Source organism: Arthrobacter sp. L77, assembly GCF_000816565.1.
GTDB lineage: Bacteria > Actinomycetota > Actinomycetes > Actinomycetales > Micrococcaceae > Arthrobacter_D > Arthrobacter_D antioxidans.
Genome location: NZ_JWSU01000004.1, coordinates 602351 through 619872 on the forward strand (window position 1 = coordinate 602351; position 17522 = coordinate 619872).

Sequence of the window (17522 nt, forward strand, 5' to 3'; positions counted from 1 at the left end):
GTGCACGGACATGGGGCAGCTACCAGGGGTCAAGCAGCCGGCACCTGGTGAAGCACCTGTGGGTGGTGCGGCAGCGACAGGGACCCACCACCACGATTATCCTCGTAGTGCTCGGATCACCTCCCCGAAGGGTCGTCCCATGCACCAGCCGAACGGCCACCCCACCCCGTTCCGTCCGGACGAGAGGGAGCTCGCGGCGCGACTCCGGGCGGCAGGATGCGTGTTCGCCGAGGAGGAGGCACGACTGCTGGCGGACAGCGGGGCATCCGAGGAGGCTCTGGCCGTCATGGTCGACAGGCGCGTGGCCGGCCATCCCCTCGAACACACCCTGGGCTGGGTCGACTTCTGCGGACTGAGGCTGGCCGTGGAACCCGGCGTCTTCATTCCCCGGCAGCGGTCCGCCCTGCTCGTGCACTGCGCGGCAGAACTGACGCCGGCCGGCGCCACCGTGCTGGATCTCTGCTGTGGAAGTGGCGCGCTCGGTGCGGCACTCGCCGCCGTCGTGGAGGACCTCCAGCTTCATGCCTCCGACATCTCGGGCGCCGCCGTCGAGCTCGCGCGGCGCAATCTGGCCGGTCGGCAGGCCGCATGCTACGAGGGAGACCTCTTCGATCCGCTGCCCTCGGCACTCAGGGGCCGGATCGACACGATCCTGTGCAACACGCCCTACGTTCCCACCCATCGCCTGCCGTCGCTCCCCCGCGAGGCGAGGCTGCACGAGCCGCGGGCAAGCCTCGACGGCGGGACGGACGGGCTGGACGTCCAGCGACGGGTGGCCCGCGACGCACGGGGGTGGATGGCGCCCGGCGGTCATCTGCTGTTCGAGGTGGCCGAGGAGCAGGAACGGGGGTGCCTCCGGCTCCTCGAGGACGAGGGCTTCCAGGCCTGGCCCCGCCACCTCGAGGAGATCGGCGCGATCGTCGTGGTGGGCCGTCAGCGGTCCCGGCGCAGCGGCGGCAGCGGCGACAGTCCCTGGGGCCGACGCCCGGCGGACGCGGCGGGGCGGCCCGGCGTGGTGATCAGGCGCCCCCACCGGCCGCGGCCGGAGACCCTGCACGAGCGGTAGGCGAAGGCGCCCCGCGCCGTCGTGTCGTCGACGGCGCTGTAGGGTGCGCGGCAGCAGGCTCGGTGGCCCGTGACCTCCCGGTCGTCGAGCAGCTCGTTCACGGCCTGGGCCACGGCGTTGCGGTCGCCGAGCGGCAGGGCCATCAGCCCGTGGAGGTAGGCGTCGACCTCCAGATGGCCGGTGGGGCAGCCCAGGTTCTGGAGGTGGTCCCAGACGAGGGGCAGGGGGAGATCCGCGTGTCTCATCGCGGTATGGGTGTGCAGAGCTTGCATGGACAGATTCCTTCGGGTGGCCCGGACGGGGGCAGGACGCCGGTCGACGTGGGACGCCGGCCATCCTCGATCCGTCCATCGTGGCATCACCCGGGAAGCCGGGAAAGCAGTTTCGTCCCGTCGGGGCGGGGTTGCGCCACGGATCGCAGCCCTGTTACCAGCCCTCGATCTCACGGCTCCGCAGGCGGACGATCTCCCGGACCAGGTCCTCCGACAGCGGATGGTCGGCGGTGAAGTGGATGGTTCCCTTCGACCGGGAGTAGCCGTCGAGCCGCGGCGTCACGGCCCCGATCACCCTCGAGGAGAACGGATACAGCGACAGATGCCGGGCGGTGGCGGCCACGGCAAGCAGGGGCTTCCCGGCGAGGACGAGGGCCGGCAGACCGTAGCTCACGCCGTCGACGGCGTCCGGCCGGGCGTCACGGGCCGTCGCCACCACGGCGCGCAGGCACTCCTGGTCAGGTCCCTCCAGCGCGGCGAGCGCGTCATCCACGGATCCCATGCCGCGATCGTAGGGCATCGCCGGAGCCCGGACAGGGTCCGGCACCGGGGTCACAGCGACTCGAGCTCCCGCGCCAGGTTCATGTGCGCCCGCCCCGTCCAGTCCGCCTGCGCGGTCGCGGTGCGATAGAGCGGTTCGAGTGTGAGGAGTCGCTGCAGGACGGCACGCCGACCGTCGGTGAATGCCTGCTGTGGAATATGCCCGTACTCGGCGCGGATCGCCGCGACATAGCGCGCGTAGGCCTCCGGAGCGCCGGCGAGCACCGCGAGGTCCGCATCGCACAGGAGGTGGCCCGCGCGGTCGTCCGGCGCCGGGTCGTGCGTCGCCGTCAGGAGGACCAGGCGTTCGACGTCCCGGACGACGGCGTCGGGCACGATGCCCTGGAGGCGCTGCGCGGCGACGGATGCGGACGCGCGCTCGTCCTCCCCGGCGGTCCCCTGGTACACGGCGTCGTGGAACCAGGCCGCCAGGAGCACGGCGGCACGCAGGGGCTCATCGGCCGGCTCCAGCAGGAGGTCCAGCGCCTCGAGGACCGCCAGCAGGTGGGCGGGTGTGTGGTACTCGCGGTGCCCTTCCGCCCAGCGGTCGAGCAGTTCCCCGCCGAGCGCCGGGACCTCCGGCATCAGTGCCTCCCAGCGGGTCATCAGCACGGCGCGCAGCTTCGGAGCCCGCCGTCGGGCCGGGACCCTGAGGCCGCTGGCGATCAGGGCGCGCACCAGGTCCGCCCCGGCGACCTCCTGCGCACCCTGGGCCACGAGGTCGCGGTACCGCCGTTCCGGGACGTCGTAGTGGTCCTCGTCGAAGGCCCGGCGCGGGATGCCTGCAGTCGCTGCGAACGCATGGAGCTCCTCGAGCGACGACGTCGAGACCAGGTGGGAGAACACGGTTCCGTGCGCGGGCCAGCTCGGTGGATCGATCAGGACGGCCATGACCAGCAGTCTAGGTGCGTCCGGGCGCGGTCAGGGAGACGCCGCCTCCGGTTTCGTCGCCTTGCCGTCCAGCCACAGCTCGGTGGATGGGTCGCTGTGGACTCCACCGGTCGCCACGTGCCTGTCGCTGACGGTCGGCCCCTTCTTCAGGACGTGGACCAGCGCCATGGCGTGCCCGCGGCCGAGGTCGTAGTCCTCCTTGAGCCAGGAGACGATCTGCCCGGCCTTCGTATCGGGCGCGTCGAGACCGCGCTCTTTCGCCTGATCGACGAGTTGCCTCGGCGTCAGTCCGGTCTTCGCCTCGATGGCGTCCAGATATGCCTGGAATGACATGGGTGGTCCTTCCTAGAGGGCGCGGAGGCCGTACGAGGCCAGGACGTTGCCCTTGCTGGTGGCCGTCACGTCCTGCAGCTCCAGCCGGGTGACGGGATCCGCTGGGTCGAACAGACGGCGGCCGGCGCCGGCGACCACCGGGTGGGTCATCAGCATCAGCGAGTCCAGCAGCCCGGCGAACAGGAGCTGCCGGACCAGGGAGATACTGGCGCAGACGGCGATGTCCCCGCCGTCGGTCTCCTTCAGGGCGGTCACGAACTCCTCCAGGGGCGCGGTCATGAGCGAGGCGTTCGTCCAGCCGAGCTCGCCGCTGAGGGTGCGCGACGCCACGAACTTCTGCACCGGGTTGATGAAACTGCCGAACGGGTCGGTCGCCTCGGCCCGTGGCCAGTGGTCGGCCCACTCCTGGTACCCCTGCCGGCCGAGCAGTACGGTGTCCACCTTGCCGATCATCGCGCCCATGCCCGCGCCGAGTTCCGGGTCGAAGCTGTCGAACTGCCACAGGTGGGGGGATTCGACGACGCCGTCGACGGAGGAGAAGAGGCCTGCTGTGAGTCTGCGCATGAAGTGCTCCTGGTCCGTGGTGAGGTGTCCACACGATAGACGGTGGGGCGGGCCTGGACTCATCGGTCCCGGGAAGAAATCCGGGCCGCGCTCTCCCGCTCGTGGATCACCATGGCTAGGCTCGGGGCATGCAGCGGCCCGCCTCGTCTGCGGTGCAGGACGCAGCACCCGCAACAGCCTCGTTCGAACAGCTCCTGGAAGCGTCACGCCGCGAGCTGACCGGGTACTGCTACCGCATGCTCGGGGCGGCATCGGAGGCCGAGGACGCGGTCCAGGAGACGATGCTCAAGGCCTGGTCCAGGAAGGATTCGTTCGCCGGCCGGTCCGCCCTGCGCACCTGGCTCTTCCGGATCGCCCACAACGTCTGCGTCGACATGCTCCGCAGCCCACAGCGCCGTGCCCGCCCCATGGACCTCGGGCCGTCCACGCGCACCGCCGACGCCGTCCTGGGTGCTCCGCTCACCGAGGGTGTATTCGTGCAGCCGATCCCCGACGAGCGGGTGATCGACACCTCGGGCGACCCCGCCGTCGTCGCCGAGCTCCGCGACACCGTGCGCCTGGCCTTCGTGGCCGCCCTGCAGCACCTTCCACCCCTCCAGCGCAGCGCCCTGATCCTGTGCGAGGTGCTGCGGTGGTCGGCGGCCGAGGTCGCCGAGCTGCTCGAGGTCACCCCCGCGTCCGTCAACAGCGCCCTGCAGCGTGCGCGCAGGACGCTGGCGGACCATGCGCCCGCCCCGCACATGCCGCTGGAGAACCCGTCCCACAAGCTCCTGCTCGCGCGTTACCTGAAGGCCTTCGAGGCCTACGACATGGACCTGCTCGTCTCACTGCTGCGGGACGACGTGGTCCTCTCCATGCCGCCGTTCGACCTGTGGCTCTCCGGGCCGGCGGACGTCCGTGCCTGGTTCGTCGGCGAGGGCAGCGTCTGCGAGGGCGGTCGCCTCATCCCCATCGGCGTCAACGGTGCCGGCGGGTTCGCCAACTACCACGTCGTGGAGCCCGGTCTGTGGAAGCCCTGGGCCATCCAGGTCATCGAGACCGACGGCGGGCGCATCGTCGGCCACCACAACTTCCTCTACCCGGAGATGTTCGAGGCCTTCGGCCTGCCGGCGGTCATCGACGAGCGGCCGGCCGCGGAGGACCAGCCCGGCACCGGGTGACGCGGGAGGCTCGCGGCCTACTGGATCCGGCGGAGCGGGACGACGAGGTTGTCGACGAGCAGCAGGCATGCCGCGGCGGTCGGGATGGCGACGAGGGCTCCCGGCAGGCCCAGCAGCGTCCCGCCGGCCGTCGCCGCGATCAGCACCCACGCGCCGGGCACCTGGACGGCCTTGCTCATCACACGCGGCGTCAGGATGTAGGCCTCGACCTGCATGTAGACGAGCATGGCGATCAGGACGATGATCGCCGCGGGCAGCGAGTAGAGCAGTGCCGCAAGGGTCATGACGATGGTCGTGAGGATGGTTCCGATGAGCGGGATCAGGGTGACGAAGAACGCCGCGATCGAGATGAGCGCGGCGAACGGCACCCCGGTGAGGGTGAGGAGGATGAAACTGTACGTCGCGTTGAGGAGTGCCAGGACCACCATCCCGCTCAGGTACTTCCCGACGGAGTCGGCGATCCTCTCGGTGAGGTACACCGACGTCCTGCGCCGGGATGCCGGGAGGAGGGCGTAGAAGCCGTGCTTGATGCGCGGCAGCCCTGCCAGGAAGTAGAGGGTGAGGATGGCGATGAAGATCACCGACGAGACGACGTTCACGGCTCCCACGCCGGCCCCCACCACGCCGTTGGCGATGTTGGTCAGGGCCTCGGGGCTCACGAGCGCCTGCCCCGCGGACTCCATCCCGTCCATCAGGGCTCCGCCCGTCAGTTCGTCGATCCGCTGGAACCACTCGTCCTCGGTCACGCTGCGGATCGCTGCCGGTAGCACCTGGACGAAGGCCGCCACCTGCGTGACGACGAACGGGACGACGAGGGAGACCAGGCCTGTGGCGAGGAGGGCGACGGCAACCCCGATCACGGCGACTGCGCCGCCGCGGCGCATCCCTGCGCGGCGGAGCCTGCGCACCAGCGGGTTGAGGCCGAGAGCGAGGAACAGGGCGGCGCAGACGGACATGACGACCGAGCGCAGGGAGAACAGCACGGCGGCGAGGAGGACTGCCGTCAGGACCCCGCCCGTCACCCGGAGACCCATGCCGAACAGGGTAGGGATCCGTGGCCGCACGGGTTCCGGCGGGGCCGATTCCACCTGCTGTCCCGCAGCCGTGCCGGCCGAGCCGTCACGCGGAGCGCCGTCGGACTCCACAGCGCCTCCTCCTCCTGCGGGTGATCAGCCGGCCGACGTGCGGGGCGCGGCATCGGTCGGGAGCGTCCCGGATGCCTGCTGGAGCGAGTGCCGCTTGAGTCGCTCGAATTCTTCCTGGGTGATGGCACCCTGGCGCAGGAGTTCGTTCGCGGAGGCGACCTGCGCCGTCGGGTCGGGTGCGGGGGCTGCTGCGGTGCCGGGGTCGGCCCGGGATCCCCGGATGGTGCGGAGTGCCATCGTCTGGCCGTGGGCGAACAGGTAGGCGAGGGAGGCCAGGACGGGGAGGAGCACCAGCAGCACCACCCAGAGGGTGCGCGACAAGCCGGAGAGGGACTCGTTCCTGAAGATGTCGATGAGGACGACGAAGAGGAAGGCCAGATAGGCGGCGAACAGGGCGGCGGCGAACACCACCCACACGACTTCCCAGAGGTTGATGTCCACGGCACGTCCTGTCCTCGGCCCCCGATGTCCCAGCATGGTAGGCAGGGCCTCACCCGGCACGGAGGATCTCCCGCAGAGCTCACCCCGCACGGGTGAGGCCGGTGGGCTACCGCGCCGACACACTCCGCAGGACGCGCAGCGGCGCGGGGGTGGGCGCGAGGAGCCCGAGCTTGTCGGCCGCGGCGATGGCCTCCCGCCGCGTCCCGACCCCCAGCTTCCGATAGATGCCGCGCAGGTGCGTCTTGACCGTGTTCGTGGAGATCTGCAGATCCAGCGCCAGCTCGTCCACGGTCGCGAAGGTCGGAAGGAGTGCCACGAGTTCGATCTCCCGTGGGGTGAGCGGAGGGCCGGCGATCTCCTGGACCGGCCGGCGCCGCTGGTTCACGAGCAGGTCCACCTCCCTGGCGAAGCGCGGGTAGTGGTGCCGGTCCCTCTCGAGCGCGCTCCGCACGGTCTCACCCGCGAATCTGATCCCCCGCACCGATCCCCGCTCGGAGGCCAGGGTGAGGGCGCGATCCAGGGCTTCCCTGGCCTTGAACGGTCGGTTCTCGAGCAGCTCGAGGCGCGCGAGCATCGCGAGGGCCGTCGTCATGCCGATCCTGCTCTGGCACTTCACGTACTCGGAGGTCACCGGGGTCAGCAGTTGCCGCGAGCGGTTCAGCTGTCCGGCCAGCAGGTGCTCCCAGACCGAGATGATCTGCAGTTCGCCGCTGATGCCCTGGTATCTGCGCAGGTCGACCTTGAGCATCGTCAGGTCGTCCACCCGGCGGAGGGACAGCATCATCTCGGCCGCCTGCAACGAGCACACGGCGAGATCCTGCGGCTGTGCGCCGTGCGCGAGGTCGAAGCGGATCCTGTCCAGCAGCGCCTGGGCCACCTCGACGGGTTTGGTGGAGGAGGCGAAGGACAGCATGAGCCGGAGCTTCGCCGCGGAGTGCGCCGCCATCGGCGGGGTCGACGCCGCCCGGACCACGAATGCGTTGTGGAACCGCGCGTCGTCGTCGTCGAGCTGGTGGTACGCGCGCCACGCCAGGACGAGGTGGGCCGGGCGGAGGCGGGGGCTGTAGCGAAGCCGCTGCAGCTCCCCTTCCCGGATGGCGGTCCACGCATCCCGTGCCGCGGGCTCGAAATCCTCCATCGCCGCGGCGAGCACCGCGCGGGTGATGTGGGCATCGATGCGTGCGCCCGGGTTGTCGTCCCGCTCATCGGCAGCCGCGACGCAGGCCCTCGCGGCGTCGACGGCCTCGTCCAGGTGCGCGGCTGCGATCAGCGCCGCCGAGACGATGTTCGACACGAAGAGCCCGACGTCGGGTGGCAGAGCCTCGACGCACACTCCCCGGAGATGCTCGAGGGCTTCCTCCGGGCGCCCCCTGGCGAGTAGGAGGTGCGCCTCGAGCCCCGTCCGCAGCGCACTGAACGGCTCCGTGAGGACGCCCTCGTCCTCTGCGTGGTCGACGTGCTCGAGCCTGAGGCGGGCGCCGCCCGGGTCGCCCTTGGCGAGGGAGAGGAGGCTGTCGAGCAGACCGAGCTCCGCCGATCCCACGGATGCGAGGTCGCGCAGGACCGAGTCCAGTGCGGCGAGGTCGTTGCTCCACAGCAGGTGGAGGCCGGAGACCGCGGCGACGTCACGCAGCAGCCCGGTGTCGTCGGCCCTGCCGGCGTGGGCGAGCGCCTCCGCGTGCCGCGCCTGGCGGAGGCGACGGCGCGCCATCCGGGCGTGCACGAGGGGACGGTCGATCGCGGCGGCCCCCGATCCCCCGCCCCGGAGCCACCGTGACAGCAGGCGGTGCAGCCGGAAGGACCCCGGGGCGTCCACGGGGACGACGAGGCCCGAGACCCGGACGGCGGCGTCGAACACCCGCGGCGCGTCCGTGCTGGCGAGGGCTGCGCACAGGTCCTCCACCGTGAAGGGTTCGATCAACGCCATGACGGCGAGTGCGGCCCGGACCTCCTCGGGGAAGGAGGGGAAGAGCTGCCCGCACAGCCGGTCGAGGTAGGCCGTTCCGTCGGTGACCGCGGCGGTCGGAGCGTCGGAATCCCCCATCGCGTGCGCGAGCACGACGGCGGCGGGCCACCCCTCGGTCGCTTCGAGCAGCAGCTCCACGCCGGGGCACGCGGGAGAGAACAGTCGAGCAATCTCCCGTCGCCGCAGCATCAGCTCCTTCTGCCCCACCCGCCCCAGGGCGCCGTCGAGGTCCAGCCGATAGAACGAGGGCAGCTCCGGCAGCTGCCGACCGCAGAAGACCACGGTGAACCCCCGGGGCGCATGCTGGACCGCGTAGTCCACCTCGAGGAGCAGCCCGGTGTCGCGCAGGTGCTCGCAGTTGTCGAGGACCAGCACGGAATCCACGGTCCCCCTGCCCGCATGATCGAGAAGGGCGTCGAGCCATCCGATGCGCGCGGCCGGTGCCGCCGGTGGGGGCGGGGTCCCACGGCCAGGTGCCACCCCGTCGGAGGGCTCCAGCGCTTCGGTCACGAGGCGCCAGAAACGCCCCGGGACGTTGTCGGAGGGATCGAGGGAGACCCAGGCGACGTGGTCCCCGGATGCCACCCGCTTCCGCGCCCACTGGGCGGCGAGTGTCGTCTTGCCCGAACCCGCAGCCGCCCCGAGGGTGACGGCGCGGCACCCGGCCTCCTTGAATGCGTCCAGGCGCGCGATCAGTCGGGGTCGGTCCAGCTCGTGCGTACCGGTTCCGGGAACAGTCGTTTTCGCCCTGATGATGCTGTTCATGCCTGCCACCTGTCCGGCGTCCTCCTCCGTGCCGCGTACTCACCCGTCCAGGCGGGTGAGTATCGTCGACCTGATGGCGCCCACTTCCAAGGGTTCACCCCGAAGATGATTCCGGCCTGAGTCCAAAGTCCCCCGTCTGCCGGCCAGTCACCCCGCGCGGGTGACGATCTGCCACCCGCCCCGACGGACCATTGCAGCGTCTGTAGCCGCGACGAGCGCAGGACCCGTTGCAGCGACGAGCAGGAAACGGCCGGGCGGGGAGGGGAGTCATGAGGGTTGGCCCCGTGGACGTCCTGGTCCTGTCCGCGCCGACCCTGGACGGCGGCTCCCGGGTGGTGGACGCCCTTCGTGAGGTTCTGGACAGCGGTGCCATAGCACTGATCGACATCGTGCTGATCGCCCGTGCCACCGACGGCACCGTGTCCTTCGCCGACGCCGACGCCGGCCTGCCGGCCCCGCTCCAGGACCTCCTGGCCCATCCGTCGCCGCTGACCCTGCTCAGCGACAGGGACGTCGCCCTCGCCTCCGCCTCCGTCGCGAACGGCGAGGTAGGCCTTCTGCTCGTCCTCGAGCACCGGTGGGCGCGTCGACTGACCGAACGCATCCAGGACGAGGGCGGCATCACCCGGCTCCACGAGCGCGTCCCGCACGACGCGGTGGTCCGTGCATTCAAGGCCGACGGCGCCGCGGCCACCTGATCCGTCTCGTGAATAACACATCGACGCCCCGGAGTCGTAATTCCGATTCATCATTCGCACCCGAATGCAGAATGCGGAGATTCCTTCCGCCCGCGCCGCTTCCCGCGATACAGTCGGGACAATGGGGCAGACAATATGGACTTCGGACTACACAGGAGACAATGATGGCCCAGCGCGTACAGGTGCAATTGGTCGATGACCTCAGCGGCGAAGAGGCGCAGGAGACCGTGCGATTCGCCCTCGACGGCACTGATTACGAGATAGATCTCACGACGAAGAATGCGGAATCATTGCGTAACGCTTTGTCCGCCTATGTGGACCAGGGGCGAAAGGCGTCCTCCGGCAAGCAGCAGTCCGGCGGCCAGAAGTCGGCATCCTCCCGCTCGAAGCGCGAGGACACGCAGCAGATCCGCAAGTGGGCCCAGGATCACGGGTACAACCCCAGTTCGCGTGGGCGGATCACGCAGTCCATCATCGACGCGTACAACGAGAGCCGCTGAGGTAGTTCGTGCTCCGGGTGACGCCGTCAGGCGGACCCGGAGCACGATACTCCACGAGCCCATGCTTCCGCGTCGGAGGCGCTCTCGAAATAATGCGTCTCCGACCGCGCGTGCGCCAGGAAAGCAGCGATGACCTGGTCCACCGGTCCGGTCCCGACGAATGCCATGCGTGAGGTCAGCGATCCCTCGAGGATGACCATCCGGGCGGCCGGCGCAATCCCGCCCAGCCCCTGCAGGTGCACGACCAGCGGCAGGACATAGCCGTCGGACAGGCTGCGGATCCCCTCGTAGGCCGCCAGGACGTCGGCGAGGGTCAAGCGCGAGCCCGGCGCCCACCAGAGTACGAGCAGCCTGTCGCGCACCTCGACGCAGTGCATGCCGACGCAGTGCCGACGTGCGCGGACGGCGTGCCCGGGACCAGGACACACCCGCGGCGGCGCGGGGTTTCCGAAGTCGATCTGACGCAACGGTGCCTCCAGGTGGACGTGATATCCGCTCCCCAGCGACCGCGTCGTCCTACTCTGGCACAGCGCTCGGGCGCCTCCTCCGAATACGGACGAAAGAGGGTAGCCGGCCCTGTACAAAACGAGTGTCCGGTGGCATGGTCCCAAGTGACATGCACCACACGCGCGGTTTTCCGGCCGCTCCCATGCACGGGGGAAGACATGCAGGCTCCAGGAACCACACTCCTCGCCATCGGCACGAAGAAGGGTCTGTGGCTTGCATCGAGCACCGACCGACACGAGTGGACACTCTCCGGCCCGACCTTCCTCATGGAGGAGATCCCGAGCGTCGGGATCGACACCCGGGGTGGTCATACCCGCCTGTTCGCGGGCCGGATGTCATGGCACTTCGGTCCGTGCATCGCCCACTCCGACGACCTCGGCGAGACCTGGGCGGAACCCCGGGAGGGCGGCATCCGGTTCGGGGCGGACGACGGCGCCGCCCTCGAGCGGATCTGGCAGATCCAGCCCGACACGGAGGACCGCCCCGGCGTGGTCTGGGCCGGATGCCAGCCGATCTCCCTCTGGAAGTCCACCGACCACGGTGAGACGTTCACCCTCAACCGCGGCCTGTGGGACCACCCGCACCGCAGCGAATGGGGCGCGGGCTTCGGCGGCGCGGCCGCCCACACCGTCCTGCCGAGCCCGGCCGACGACACGCTCCACGTGGCGATGAGCACCGGTGGCGTGTACCGGTCCGACGACGGCGGGGCGTCCTGGGAACCCCGTAACAAGGGCATCAGCGCCTATTTCATGCCGGATCCCGACCCGGAGTTCGGCCAGTGCGTGCACAAGGTGGCCCGCGACGCCGTCGACCCCGACCGCCTGTTCGCCCAGAACCACCACGGCGTCTATGCGAGCACCGACCGCGGCGATTCCTGGCAGTCCATCGCCGAGGGTCTTCCGGCCGACTTCGGCTTCGTCATGCTCACCCACCCGCACCGCAGCGGTACGGCGTGGGTCATCCCCCTCAAGGCCGACGGCGAGCGCATCCCACCCGACGGGCGCCTCCAGGTGCACCGGACGGACGACGGCGGGGCCACCTGGGAGGGTAGCGGCGCCGGACTTCCGCAGGCGGAGTACAACGCGGTGCTGCGCGACGCCGCCTGCGTCGACACGGCGGAGGTCCCGGGCGTCTACTTCGGGACGCGCGGCGGGTTCGTGTACGCGAGCGCGGACGAGGGACGCACCTTCCAGGAAGTGGCAAGCCACCTGCCGGACGTGCTCTCCGTACGCGCCGCCGTCGTACCCGCCTGAGCAGGTGGCCGCGATGCCCCCGGGTCCTTCGGTGATCGTGCTCATCCCCACGCTCCTGCGCCAGTACGTGGACGGGCGCAGCGCGGTCCGCATGAGCGTGTCCGACGGCGGCGACGTGGCATCGCTGCTCGACGGGCTGGGCGAGGGACGCCCCCTGCTCGAGCAGCGCATCCGTGAGGAGACCGGCGCCTTGAGGCGTTACGTGAACATCTACGTCGACGGCGAGGACGTGCGCCGGCTGGACGGTCTGGCCACGGCCGTCCCCGCCGGCGCAACGGTCATGATCATGCAGTCCGTGGCCGGTGGCTAGGGGTGGGATTCGGCGTAACCCAGAGTTAATGGGACCCGCCGGGACCTGAAACCTGGCACTGCGTACCATGACTCAGCGCGGCGTGCCATCCCGGGTCGGCTACACCCGCAGTGTGATCCCGGGCCCAGTCCCGTCCGGTACGCCCAGGCGCTGTCACGGAAAGGACTCCCCATGGATTCTGGAAACGTCGCTTGGATTCTTGCCAGCACCGCGCTCGTCTGCCTGATGATCCCGGCGCTGGCCCTGTTCTACGGAGGAATGGTGGGGTCCCGCCGCATCCTCAACATGATGATGATGTGTTTCGGCGGGGCGAGCCTCGTCGCCGTGCTGTGGGCCCTGTTCGGCTACTCCCTCGCCTTCGGCAACTCGGTCGGTGGACTGGGGCTCATCGGGGACCCCGCGGAGTACGCGGGGCTGGGCCAGTTGCTGGCCGAGGACCCCGCGGCGCCCATTCCCCCGATCCTGTTCGCGGCCTTCCAGCTCTTCTTCGCCTGCGTGACGACGGCGCTGGTCGCCGGTGCGGCCGCCGGTCGCATGAAGTTCGGCGCCTGGATGATCTTCGCGGGCGTCTGGGCCACGCTGGTGTACTTCCCGATCGCCCACTGGGTCTTCGCCTTCAGCTCCGAGGACGGATCGGTGGTGGGCGGCTGGATCGCGAACGGTCTCGGCGCCATCGACTTCGCCGGTGGCCTCGCCGTGCACATGAACGCCGGGATCGCCGCCCTCGCCCTGTCGATGGTGCTCGGCCGTAGCCACGGCTGGCCGAAGGTGGATCACGCCAGGCCGCACAGCCGCCCGCTCGTCCTCGTGGGCGCGGGCCTGCTGTGGGTCGGCTGGTTCGGCTTCAACGCCGGCTCCGCCCTCTCCGCCGGACAGTCCGCGTCGGTGGTCTTCCTCAACACCGCGGTCGCCGCGTCGGCCGGCCTGCTGGCCTGGGCCGCCGTCGAGCGGATCCGCAATGGTGCGGCGACCAGCATGGGGGCCGCCTCCGGGCTGGTCTCGGCGCTCGTCGCCATCACCCCCGCATGCGGTGCGGTCAGCCCGATGGGCGCCCTCGCCATAGGCGCGATCGCCGGCGCGGTGTGCTCCCTCGCGATCGAACTGAAGTTCCGCCTCGGATTCGACGATTCGCTCGACGTCGTCGGCGTCCACCTCGTGGGCGGCATCCTGGGGACGCTGCTGATCGGCCTGTTCGCAACGCCGGATGCCCCCAACGGCGTCTCAGGCCTGCTCTACGGCGGCGGGTTCGAGCTGCTGGGCATCCAGGCGCTCGCGACCGTCGCGGTGCTGGCGTACTCCTTCGCCGTCACCTGGGTGATCGCGCAGATCCTGCAGCGCACCATCGGGCTGCGGATCGAGGAGGCGGACGAACTCCGCGGCATCGACCTCGCCGCGCACTCCGAGTTCGCCTATCTGACGGATGAGGATCCCGTGGAGCTGGGTGCTCCCCGCAAGTAGCCGGCACGGACGGACGCCGAGGGAGTGTGCCCGGACGGGCGCACTCCCTCGGCGCCGCGATCGCCCTAGAAGCGCAGCGCTCCCGGCTGTCCGAGGGCACCCGCGGGACCGACGGCAGCGATGCCGTGCGCAAGCGCCCAGGAGGCCAGTTCCTCCGTGATGGCGTAGGACACCCCGGACCATCGGGCGTAGGGAAGCACGTAGAGGTAGTCGACGTCGGTGTTCCCGCCCGGGTGCACGCGCAGGCCGCCGCAGCCGACCGGCTGTCCGGTGGCCAGTTCGTAGACGATCAGGAAGACGGCGACGTCAGCGCCGTCGTCGTCCGCTCCCGCGGGAGCGGAGGGCCTTCGGCCGCGGTCGGTCTCCGCACGCAGGGCCTCGCGCAGGCCCCGGCCCACGGGATTGCTCCAGGGAACCTGTCTGACCCTCAACGTCTGCACGGCATCCTCCTGTGGAAGTGGTGTGCTGTCCAACGCTATGGGGCGGGGGTTTCGGCAGGATTTCGTCCAGCGAAACTCCGTGTGCGGCCTGCAGGCCCTCCGTGGCGGACGCGGCGCCGTGGTGGGATGCGGCTGTGCCGGGTGTCCACGCCGGACATGCCGCACCCCTCGGTATCGTTCATCCGCGGCGGGGTGCAGAACCGACACACATCAGGGTTCGGAGCGGAAGCCGGTCAGTTTGTGGGAGCCGTCGCAGTAGGGCTTGAGCACCGAGGCGCCGCACCGGCAGAGGGCCACGGTGCGGCGCGTCCGCGGTAGCTCCTCCCCGTCGGCGCCGAGGAGCGTGAAGTCGCCGCGGACGAGCAGCGGCCCGTCGGTGCACGCGACGACGGACACGGGTGCTGCGGTGCCGGAGTTCAGCGGGTGGTCGGTGCGTGTGTCCTCGGTATCCTGCGCGTCCGTGCCCCTGTCCGCGTCCATCAGGCCGCCACCCCCACGGCGCGCAGGGAGGACCGCCCCGACTCCCAGGCCTCCATGATGTGCACCGTCATGAGGGTGTCGATCGCCAGACCGGCGGCCGCCCCGAACAGGACGTCCTCGAGCAGGTGCGGGTCCGACTCGACGAGCCCGCCGGCCATGTCGCGCCCGGCGATCTGCTCGTGGACGGCATCGGCCTCGACGTGCTCGTCGAAGTACTCCGTGACAGCCGGGCCGTACCCGTGGCGTTTGAAGCCGCGGGAGTACAGGCGGTTGGGCTGGGAGGAGGTCATCTCGTAGGCGGCGAGGTGCCCCACGATCGCACCCCGGAGGCGGCGGTGGAGGCCGAACAGCGACATGAGGTTGTTGACGGCGAGCGTGATCGCCGGCACGGCGTCGAGGTAGCCGCCATAGGTGTCGTCCATGCCGAGTTCGCGCATGGTCCGGGCATAGAGCGCGGAGTGCATCCGTGCCGGCAGTCCGTTGCCGTACTCGTCCGCCTGGATCTCCACCATCGCGGCCTTCGAGCGACCGGACAGCCGCGGGATCGCCCAGGTATGCGGATCGGCTTCCCGCAGCTGGTTGACCGACTTGTGGACGAGGAACTCCCGCAGTTGCTCGTCCGTCGCGGACTTCGCCACGAAACGGGACATGCTGGGACCGCCGTCCTCGCCGGTCATCCGGAACAGTTCCGCGCAGACCGCTGCGCTCGTGGGCTCGGGAGAGGTCCCGACGACGGTCTCGTCGCGGACCCTCTGCTCGAAGGCGGCCTCGATGCGGCGCCGGACCCGCAGGAGATCCGCGTCCCACTCCCAGTCGTCACCCGCCCCGTCGATGCCGCTGTAGTGCAGTTCGTACAGGCAGAAGAGCGCGAGCTGGAGATCGTCGTCCTGCAGGATGTCCGGCGTCCGGGAGATCGACTCCTCTGCGAGCGCGTCGAGCCGGGCGAGGGTATCCTGCCCTGACTGCACGGACCCGGCGATGACGGACAGGACGAGGGCGCTGAGTTCTCCGCGCGGGGAGGGCTGGTGCATCGGGGACCTCTTCTGTGGGCGGACGCGCCCCCGCTGAGCAGGGGCCGGTAATAGTAAGCATACTTCGCGTCTGGGGAGAAGGCGCCGCCGACACCTGCCAGGACACGGCGACGCCGGACCGTCCCGCGCCCTGGGGCGCACGCCGATCCGGCGTCGTCGTTCACGCATCCAGCGCGTGCAGCTCCTCCTGGCGGAAGGGCCGGGGTCAGGCGCGCTTCGAGCTCGTGCGGGTGTCGCGGCTGAGAATGAGCGCGAGGGCGATCATGCCGACCGCGAGCACGAAGTGGAGCCAGTTGTCCGCGCTGTTCACCGGAACGAAGTTCGCTGCCGACTGCCGGTCGATGATCAGTCCGTAGATCCACAGGATCGCATAGACGACACCACCGCCCAGCAGGTAGGTGCGGGCGCCCGAAACGGTCTTCGCCATCGCCAGGCCGGCGACACCGAAGAGCAGGTGGACGATGTTGTGGAGGATCGACACCTGAAAGATGCCGAGCAGCAGTGCTTCGGACTGGTGTCCGGCGAACATCATGCTGCTGTAGTTGGAGGTGACTCCCGGGATGAAGCCCAGGATCCCGACCAGCAGGAAGACGACGCCCACCGCCTGGGCGGCGCGCTGCAGGGTGGTACGGCCACCGTCCACCGTGCGGTTGTTCGTGTTCGTCATCAGAATGCCCTTCTCTCCGTAGGCCGCGAACGTCTATTCGCGGTTCAGTTTGTCCTGCAGGGTGCCCGCCATCTTCTCGACGGTGTTCGGGATCTCGGTGGTCCCGTAGAACCGTGCATCGGGGTGGGTGGCCGGCGGCATGGGGGCGCTCGTCGTCGGGCCGTCGTGGTAGGTGAACTCGCCCTTGCCGTCCGGCGTGGGGCCGGAGGCCCAGCTGCCCTCGGACGCCGCCTTGCCGTCGGAGAAGTTGAGGTACTGGTACGCGACGCTCCGCTCTTCCTTCTTGAGGGGGAAGTTGCTCGGCACGGGGAGCTCCTCCATCTTGGACTCCTGCAGCTCCCTGGCCGCGGCCAGCCACTGGTTCTGGTGCATGGTGTCGCGGGCGAGCAGGAAGGAGAGCATGTCCCGGATCCCGTGGTCGTCGGTCATGTGATAGAGACGTGCCACCTGGAGCCGGCCCTGCATCTCGGCGTTCGCGTTGGCCGTGAAGTCGGCGAGCAGGTTGCCGCTCGCGGTCACATAGCTCCCCTGCCACGGGTTGCCCATGCTGTCCACCGGGCGTGCTCCGGCACCTGCGACGATGGCGTGCTGCATGTCCGTCCCACCGAGGACGGCGGCTACGGCCGGATCGGACTGGACGGCGTCCTCGGTGATCCCGAGCGGCGCCTTCTCGAGCAGTTGGGCGATCATCGTCGCGAGCATCTCGACGTGGCCGAACTCCTCCGCGCCGATCCCGAAGAGAAGATCCCGGTACTTGCCCGGGATGTGCGCGTTCCAGGCCTGGAAGCTGTACTGCAGGGCTACGGTGATCTCGCCGTACTGACCACCGAGCACCTCCTGGAGCTTCCGGGCGTAGACGGCATCGGGCTTGTCGGGGGTGGCTTTGTACTGGAGCTCCTGCTTGTGGAAGAACACGGGTGCTCTCCTCTCGCGTCGGGGCCTCCGGGGAGGATCCGCTCCTTCTGGAAGCAGCCGCCGGAGATCCTGTCGTGTCGACGCTAGCGGCGCGTCGGCTCGTTCCGTAAGATACTAAGT

The 17522-nt window shown here is 70.0% G+C and carries 20 protein-coding genes; 7 read left to right on the top strand and 13 right to left on the bottom strand.

Annotated features, from left to right (window positions below; all coding sequences use genetic code 11):
• Positions 1-139 precede the first annotated feature (139 nt).
• Positions 140-1066, top strand: a complete 927-nt coding sequence (locus tag RY94_RS05400; protein ID WP_082046077.1) for a putative protein N(5)-glutamine methyltransferase — start codon at positions 140-142, stop codon at positions 1064-1066.
• 426 nt (positions 1067-1492) lie between these two features.
• Here the strand turns inward: RY94_RS05400 and RY94_RS05410 are convergent, their stop codons facing one another.
• From RY94_RS05410 to RY94_RS05425, 4 genes are read right to left on the bottom strand one after another with little or no spacing between them, the layout of a single operon-like run.
• Complete coding sequence (locus RY94_RS05410) at positions 1493-1840, bottom strand: iron chaperone (protein WP_043443713.1); 348 nt, start codon at positions 1838-1840, stop codon at positions 1493-1495.
• Positions 1841-1890: 50 nt separating this feature from the next.
• Positions 1891-2769, bottom strand: a complete 879-nt coding sequence (locus RY94_RS05415) for a DUF4031 domain-containing protein (RefSeq protein WP_043442501.1) — start codon at positions 2767-2769, stop codon at positions 1891-1893.
• Positions 2770-2799: 30 nt separating this feature from the next.
• Positions 2800-3102, bottom strand: a complete 303-nt coding sequence (locus RY94_RS05420) for a DUF4287 domain-containing protein (protein WP_043442504.1) — start codon at positions 3100-3102, stop codon at positions 2800-2802.
• A 12-nt stretch (positions 3103-3114) separates the two neighbouring features.
• The gene (locus tag RY94_RS05425; RefSeq protein WP_043442506.1) at positions 3115-3666 is read right to left on the bottom strand and encodes a dihydrofolate reductase family protein; all 552 of its coding nucleotides are present in this window, start codon (positions 3664-3666) and stop codon (positions 3115-3117) included.
• A 128-nt stretch (positions 3667-3794) separates the two neighbouring features.
• Here RY94_RS05425 and RY94_RS05430 point away from each other — a divergent pair, with 128 nt between their 5' ends.
• Complete coding sequence (locus tag RY94_RS05430; protein ID WP_052273986.1) at positions 3795-4826, top strand: sigma-70 family RNA polymerase sigma factor; 1032 nt, start codon at positions 3795-3797, stop codon at positions 4824-4826.
• A 17-nt stretch (positions 4827-4843) separates the two neighbouring features.
• On the opposite strand, the gene RY94_RS05435 is transcribed toward RY94_RS05430, so the two are convergent.
• The 3 genes from RY94_RS05435 to RY94_RS05445 form a co-directional block, all read right to left on the bottom strand.
• Entirely contained in the window at positions 4844-5860 is a 1017-nt protein-coding gene (locus tag RY94_RS05435; protein ID WP_156135033.1) for an AI-2E family transporter, read from the bottom strand.
• A 135-nt stretch (positions 5861-5995) separates the two neighbouring features.
• On the bottom strand, positions 5996-6412 hold the full coding sequence (locus RY94_RS05440) for an SHOCT domain-containing protein (RefSeq protein ID WP_052273988.1): 417 nt from the start codon (positions 6410-6412) through the stop codon (positions 5996-5998).
• Positions 6413-6518: 106 nt separating this feature from the next.
• Positions 6519-9143: a LuxR C-terminal-related transcriptional regulator gene (locus RY94_RS05445; protein ID WP_043442508.1), complete on the bottom strand. Its 2625-nt coding sequence runs from the start codon at positions 9141-9143 to the stop codon at positions 6519-6521.
• A 269-nt stretch (positions 9144-9412) separates the two neighbouring features.
• On the opposite strand from RY94_RS05445, the gene RY94_RS05450 reads away from it, so the two are divergent.
• Both RY94_RS05450 and RY94_RS05455 read left to right on the top strand, forming a co-directional pair.
• Positions 9413-9841, top strand: a complete 429-nt coding sequence (locus RY94_RS05450; protein ID WP_156135034.1) for a DUF6325 family protein — start codon at positions 9413-9415, stop codon at positions 9839-9841.
• Positions 9842-10002: 161 nt separating this feature from the next.
• Positions 10003-10341, top strand: a complete 339-nt coding sequence (locus RY94_RS05455) for a histone-like nucleoid-structuring protein Lsr2 (RefSeq protein ID WP_231554429.1) — start codon at positions 10003-10005, stop codon at positions 10339-10341.
• Between the two features lie 26 nt (positions 10342-10367).
• On the opposite strand, the gene RY94_RS05460 is transcribed toward RY94_RS05455, so the two are convergent.
• The gene (locus RY94_RS05460) at positions 10368-10718 is read right to left on the bottom strand and encodes an STAS/SEC14 domain-containing protein (RefSeq protein WP_043442513.1); all 351 of its coding nucleotides are present in this window, start codon (positions 10716-10718) and stop codon (positions 10368-10370) included.
• A 288-nt stretch (positions 10719-11006) separates the two neighbouring features.
• Here RY94_RS05460 and RY94_RS05465 point away from each other — a divergent pair, with 288 nt between their 5' ends.
• The 3 genes from RY94_RS05465 to RY94_RS05475 all read left to right on the top strand — a co-directional run bounded on the left by RY94_RS05465 (position 11007) and on the right by RY94_RS05475 (position 13869).
• Positions 11007-12101: a sialidase family protein gene (locus tag RY94_RS05465; RefSeq protein ID WP_043442516.1), complete on the top strand. Its 1095-nt coding sequence runs from the start codon at positions 11007-11009 to the stop codon at positions 12099-12101.
• Between the two features lie 13 nt (positions 12102-12114).
• Positions 12115-12411, top strand: coding sequence for a MoaD/ThiS family protein (locus tag RY94_RS05470; RefSeq protein ID WP_043443724.1), 297 nt, complete (start codon positions 12115-12117; stop codon positions 12409-12411).
• 171 nt (positions 12412-12582) lie between these two features.
• A complete protein-coding gene (locus RY94_RS05475; protein ID WP_043442519.1) occupies positions 12583-13869 on the top strand; it encodes an ammonium transporter in 1287 nt (428 codons plus the stop codon).
• Between the two features lie 65 nt (positions 13870-13934).
• On the opposite strand, the gene RY94_RS17695 is transcribed toward RY94_RS05475, so the two are convergent.
• The 5 genes from RY94_RS17695 to RY94_RS05500 all read right to left on the bottom strand — a co-directional run bounded on the left by RY94_RS17695 (position 13935) and on the right by RY94_RS05500 (position 17402).
• Positions 13935-14309, bottom strand: coding sequence for a GNAT family N-acetyltransferase (locus RY94_RS17695; protein WP_156135035.1), 375 nt, complete (start codon positions 14307-14309; stop codon positions 13935-13937).
• 210 nt (positions 14310-14519) lie between these two features.
• Complete coding sequence (locus RY94_RS05485; RefSeq protein WP_082046079.1) at positions 14520-14789, bottom strand: CDGSH iron-sulfur domain-containing protein; 270 nt, start codon at positions 14787-14789, stop codon at positions 14520-14522.
• A complete protein-coding gene (locus tag RY94_RS05490) occupies positions 14789-15820 on the bottom strand; it encodes an iron-containing redox enzyme family protein (RefSeq protein WP_043442522.1) in 1032 nt (343 codons plus the stop codon). The genes RY94_RS05485 and RY94_RS05490 overlap by 1 nt, the downstream gene beginning before the upstream one ends.
• Positions 15821-16025: 205 nt before the next feature.
• Positions 16026-16487 (bottom strand): DUF4383 domain-containing protein, encoded by a 462-nt coding sequence (locus RY94_RS05495; protein WP_052273990.1) that lies wholly within the window; start codon positions 16485-16487, stop codon positions 16026-16028.
• 33 nt (positions 16488-16520) lie between these two features.
• On the bottom strand, positions 16521-17402 hold the full coding sequence (locus RY94_RS05500) for a manganese catalase family protein (RefSeq protein WP_043442524.1): 882 nt from the start codon (positions 17400-17402) through the stop codon (positions 16521-16523).
• Positions 17403-17522: the final 120 nt, after the last annotated feature.

Coding starts and splice junctions, on each gene's coding strand:
- RY94_RS05450 (WP_156135034.1), top strand. CDS start 9,413: ATGAGGGTTGGCCCCGTGGACGTCCTGGTCCTGTCCGCGCCGACCCTG.
- RY94_RS05475 (WP_043442519.1), top strand. CDS start 12,583: ATGGATTCTGGAAACGTCGCTTGGATTCTTGCCAGCACCGCGCTCGTC.
- RY94_RS05425 (WP_043442506.1), bottom strand. CDS start 3,666: ATGCGCAGACTCACAGCAGGCCTCTTCTCCTCCGTCGACGGCGTCGTC.
- RY94_RS05415 (WP_043442501.1), bottom strand. CDS start 2,769: ATGGCCGTCCTGATCGATCCACCGAGCTGGCCCGCGCACGGAACCGTG.
- RY94_RS05410 (WP_043443713.1), bottom strand. CDS start 1,840: ATGGGATCCGTGGATGACGCGCTCGCCGCGCTGGAGGGACCTGACCAG.
- RY94_RS05430 (WP_052273986.1), top strand. CDS start 3,795: ATGCAGCGGCCCGCCTCGTCTGCGGTGCAGGACGCAGCACCCGCAACA.
- RY94_RS05400 (WP_082046077.1), top strand. CDS start 140: ATGCACCAGCCGAACGGCCACCCCACCCCGTTCCGTCCGGACGAGAGG.
- RY94_RS05435 (WP_156135033.1), bottom strand. CDS start 5,860: ATGGGTCTCCGGGTGACGGGCGGGGTCCTGACGGCAGTCCTCCTCGCC.
- RY94_RS05455 (WP_231554429.1), top strand. CDS start 10,003: ATGATGGCCCAGCGCGTACAGGTGCAATTGGTCGATGACCTCAGCGGC.
- RY94_RS05420 (WP_043442504.1), bottom strand. CDS start 3,102: ATGTCATTCCAGGCATATCTGGACGCCATCGAGGCGAAGACCGGACTG.
- RY94_RS05495 (WP_052273990.1), bottom strand. CDS start 16,487: ATGACGAACACGAACAACCGCACGGTGGACGGTGGCCGTACCACCCTG.
- RY94_RS05460 (WP_043442513.1), bottom strand. CDS start 10,718: ATGCACTGCGTCGAGGTGCGCGACAGGCTGCTCGTACTCTGGTGGGCG.
- RY94_RS05490 (WP_043442522.1), bottom strand. CDS start 15,820: ATGCACCAGCCCTCCCCGCGCGGAGAACTCAGCGCCCTCGTCCTGTCC.
- RY94_RS05465 (WP_043442516.1), top strand. CDS start 11,007: ATGCAGGCTCCAGGAACCACACTCCTCGCCATCGGCACGAAGAAGGGT.
- RY94_RS05470 (WP_043443724.1), top strand. CDS start 12,115: ATGCCCCCGGGTCCTTCGGTGATCGTGCTCATCCCCACGCTCCTGCGC.
- RY94_RS05485 (WP_082046079.1), bottom strand. CDS start 14,789: ATGGACGCGGACAGGGGCACGGACGCGCAGGATACCGAGGACACACGC.
- RY94_RS05445 (WP_043442508.1), bottom strand. CDS start 9,143: ATGAACAGCATCATCAGGGCGAAAACGACTGTTCCCGGAACCGGTACG.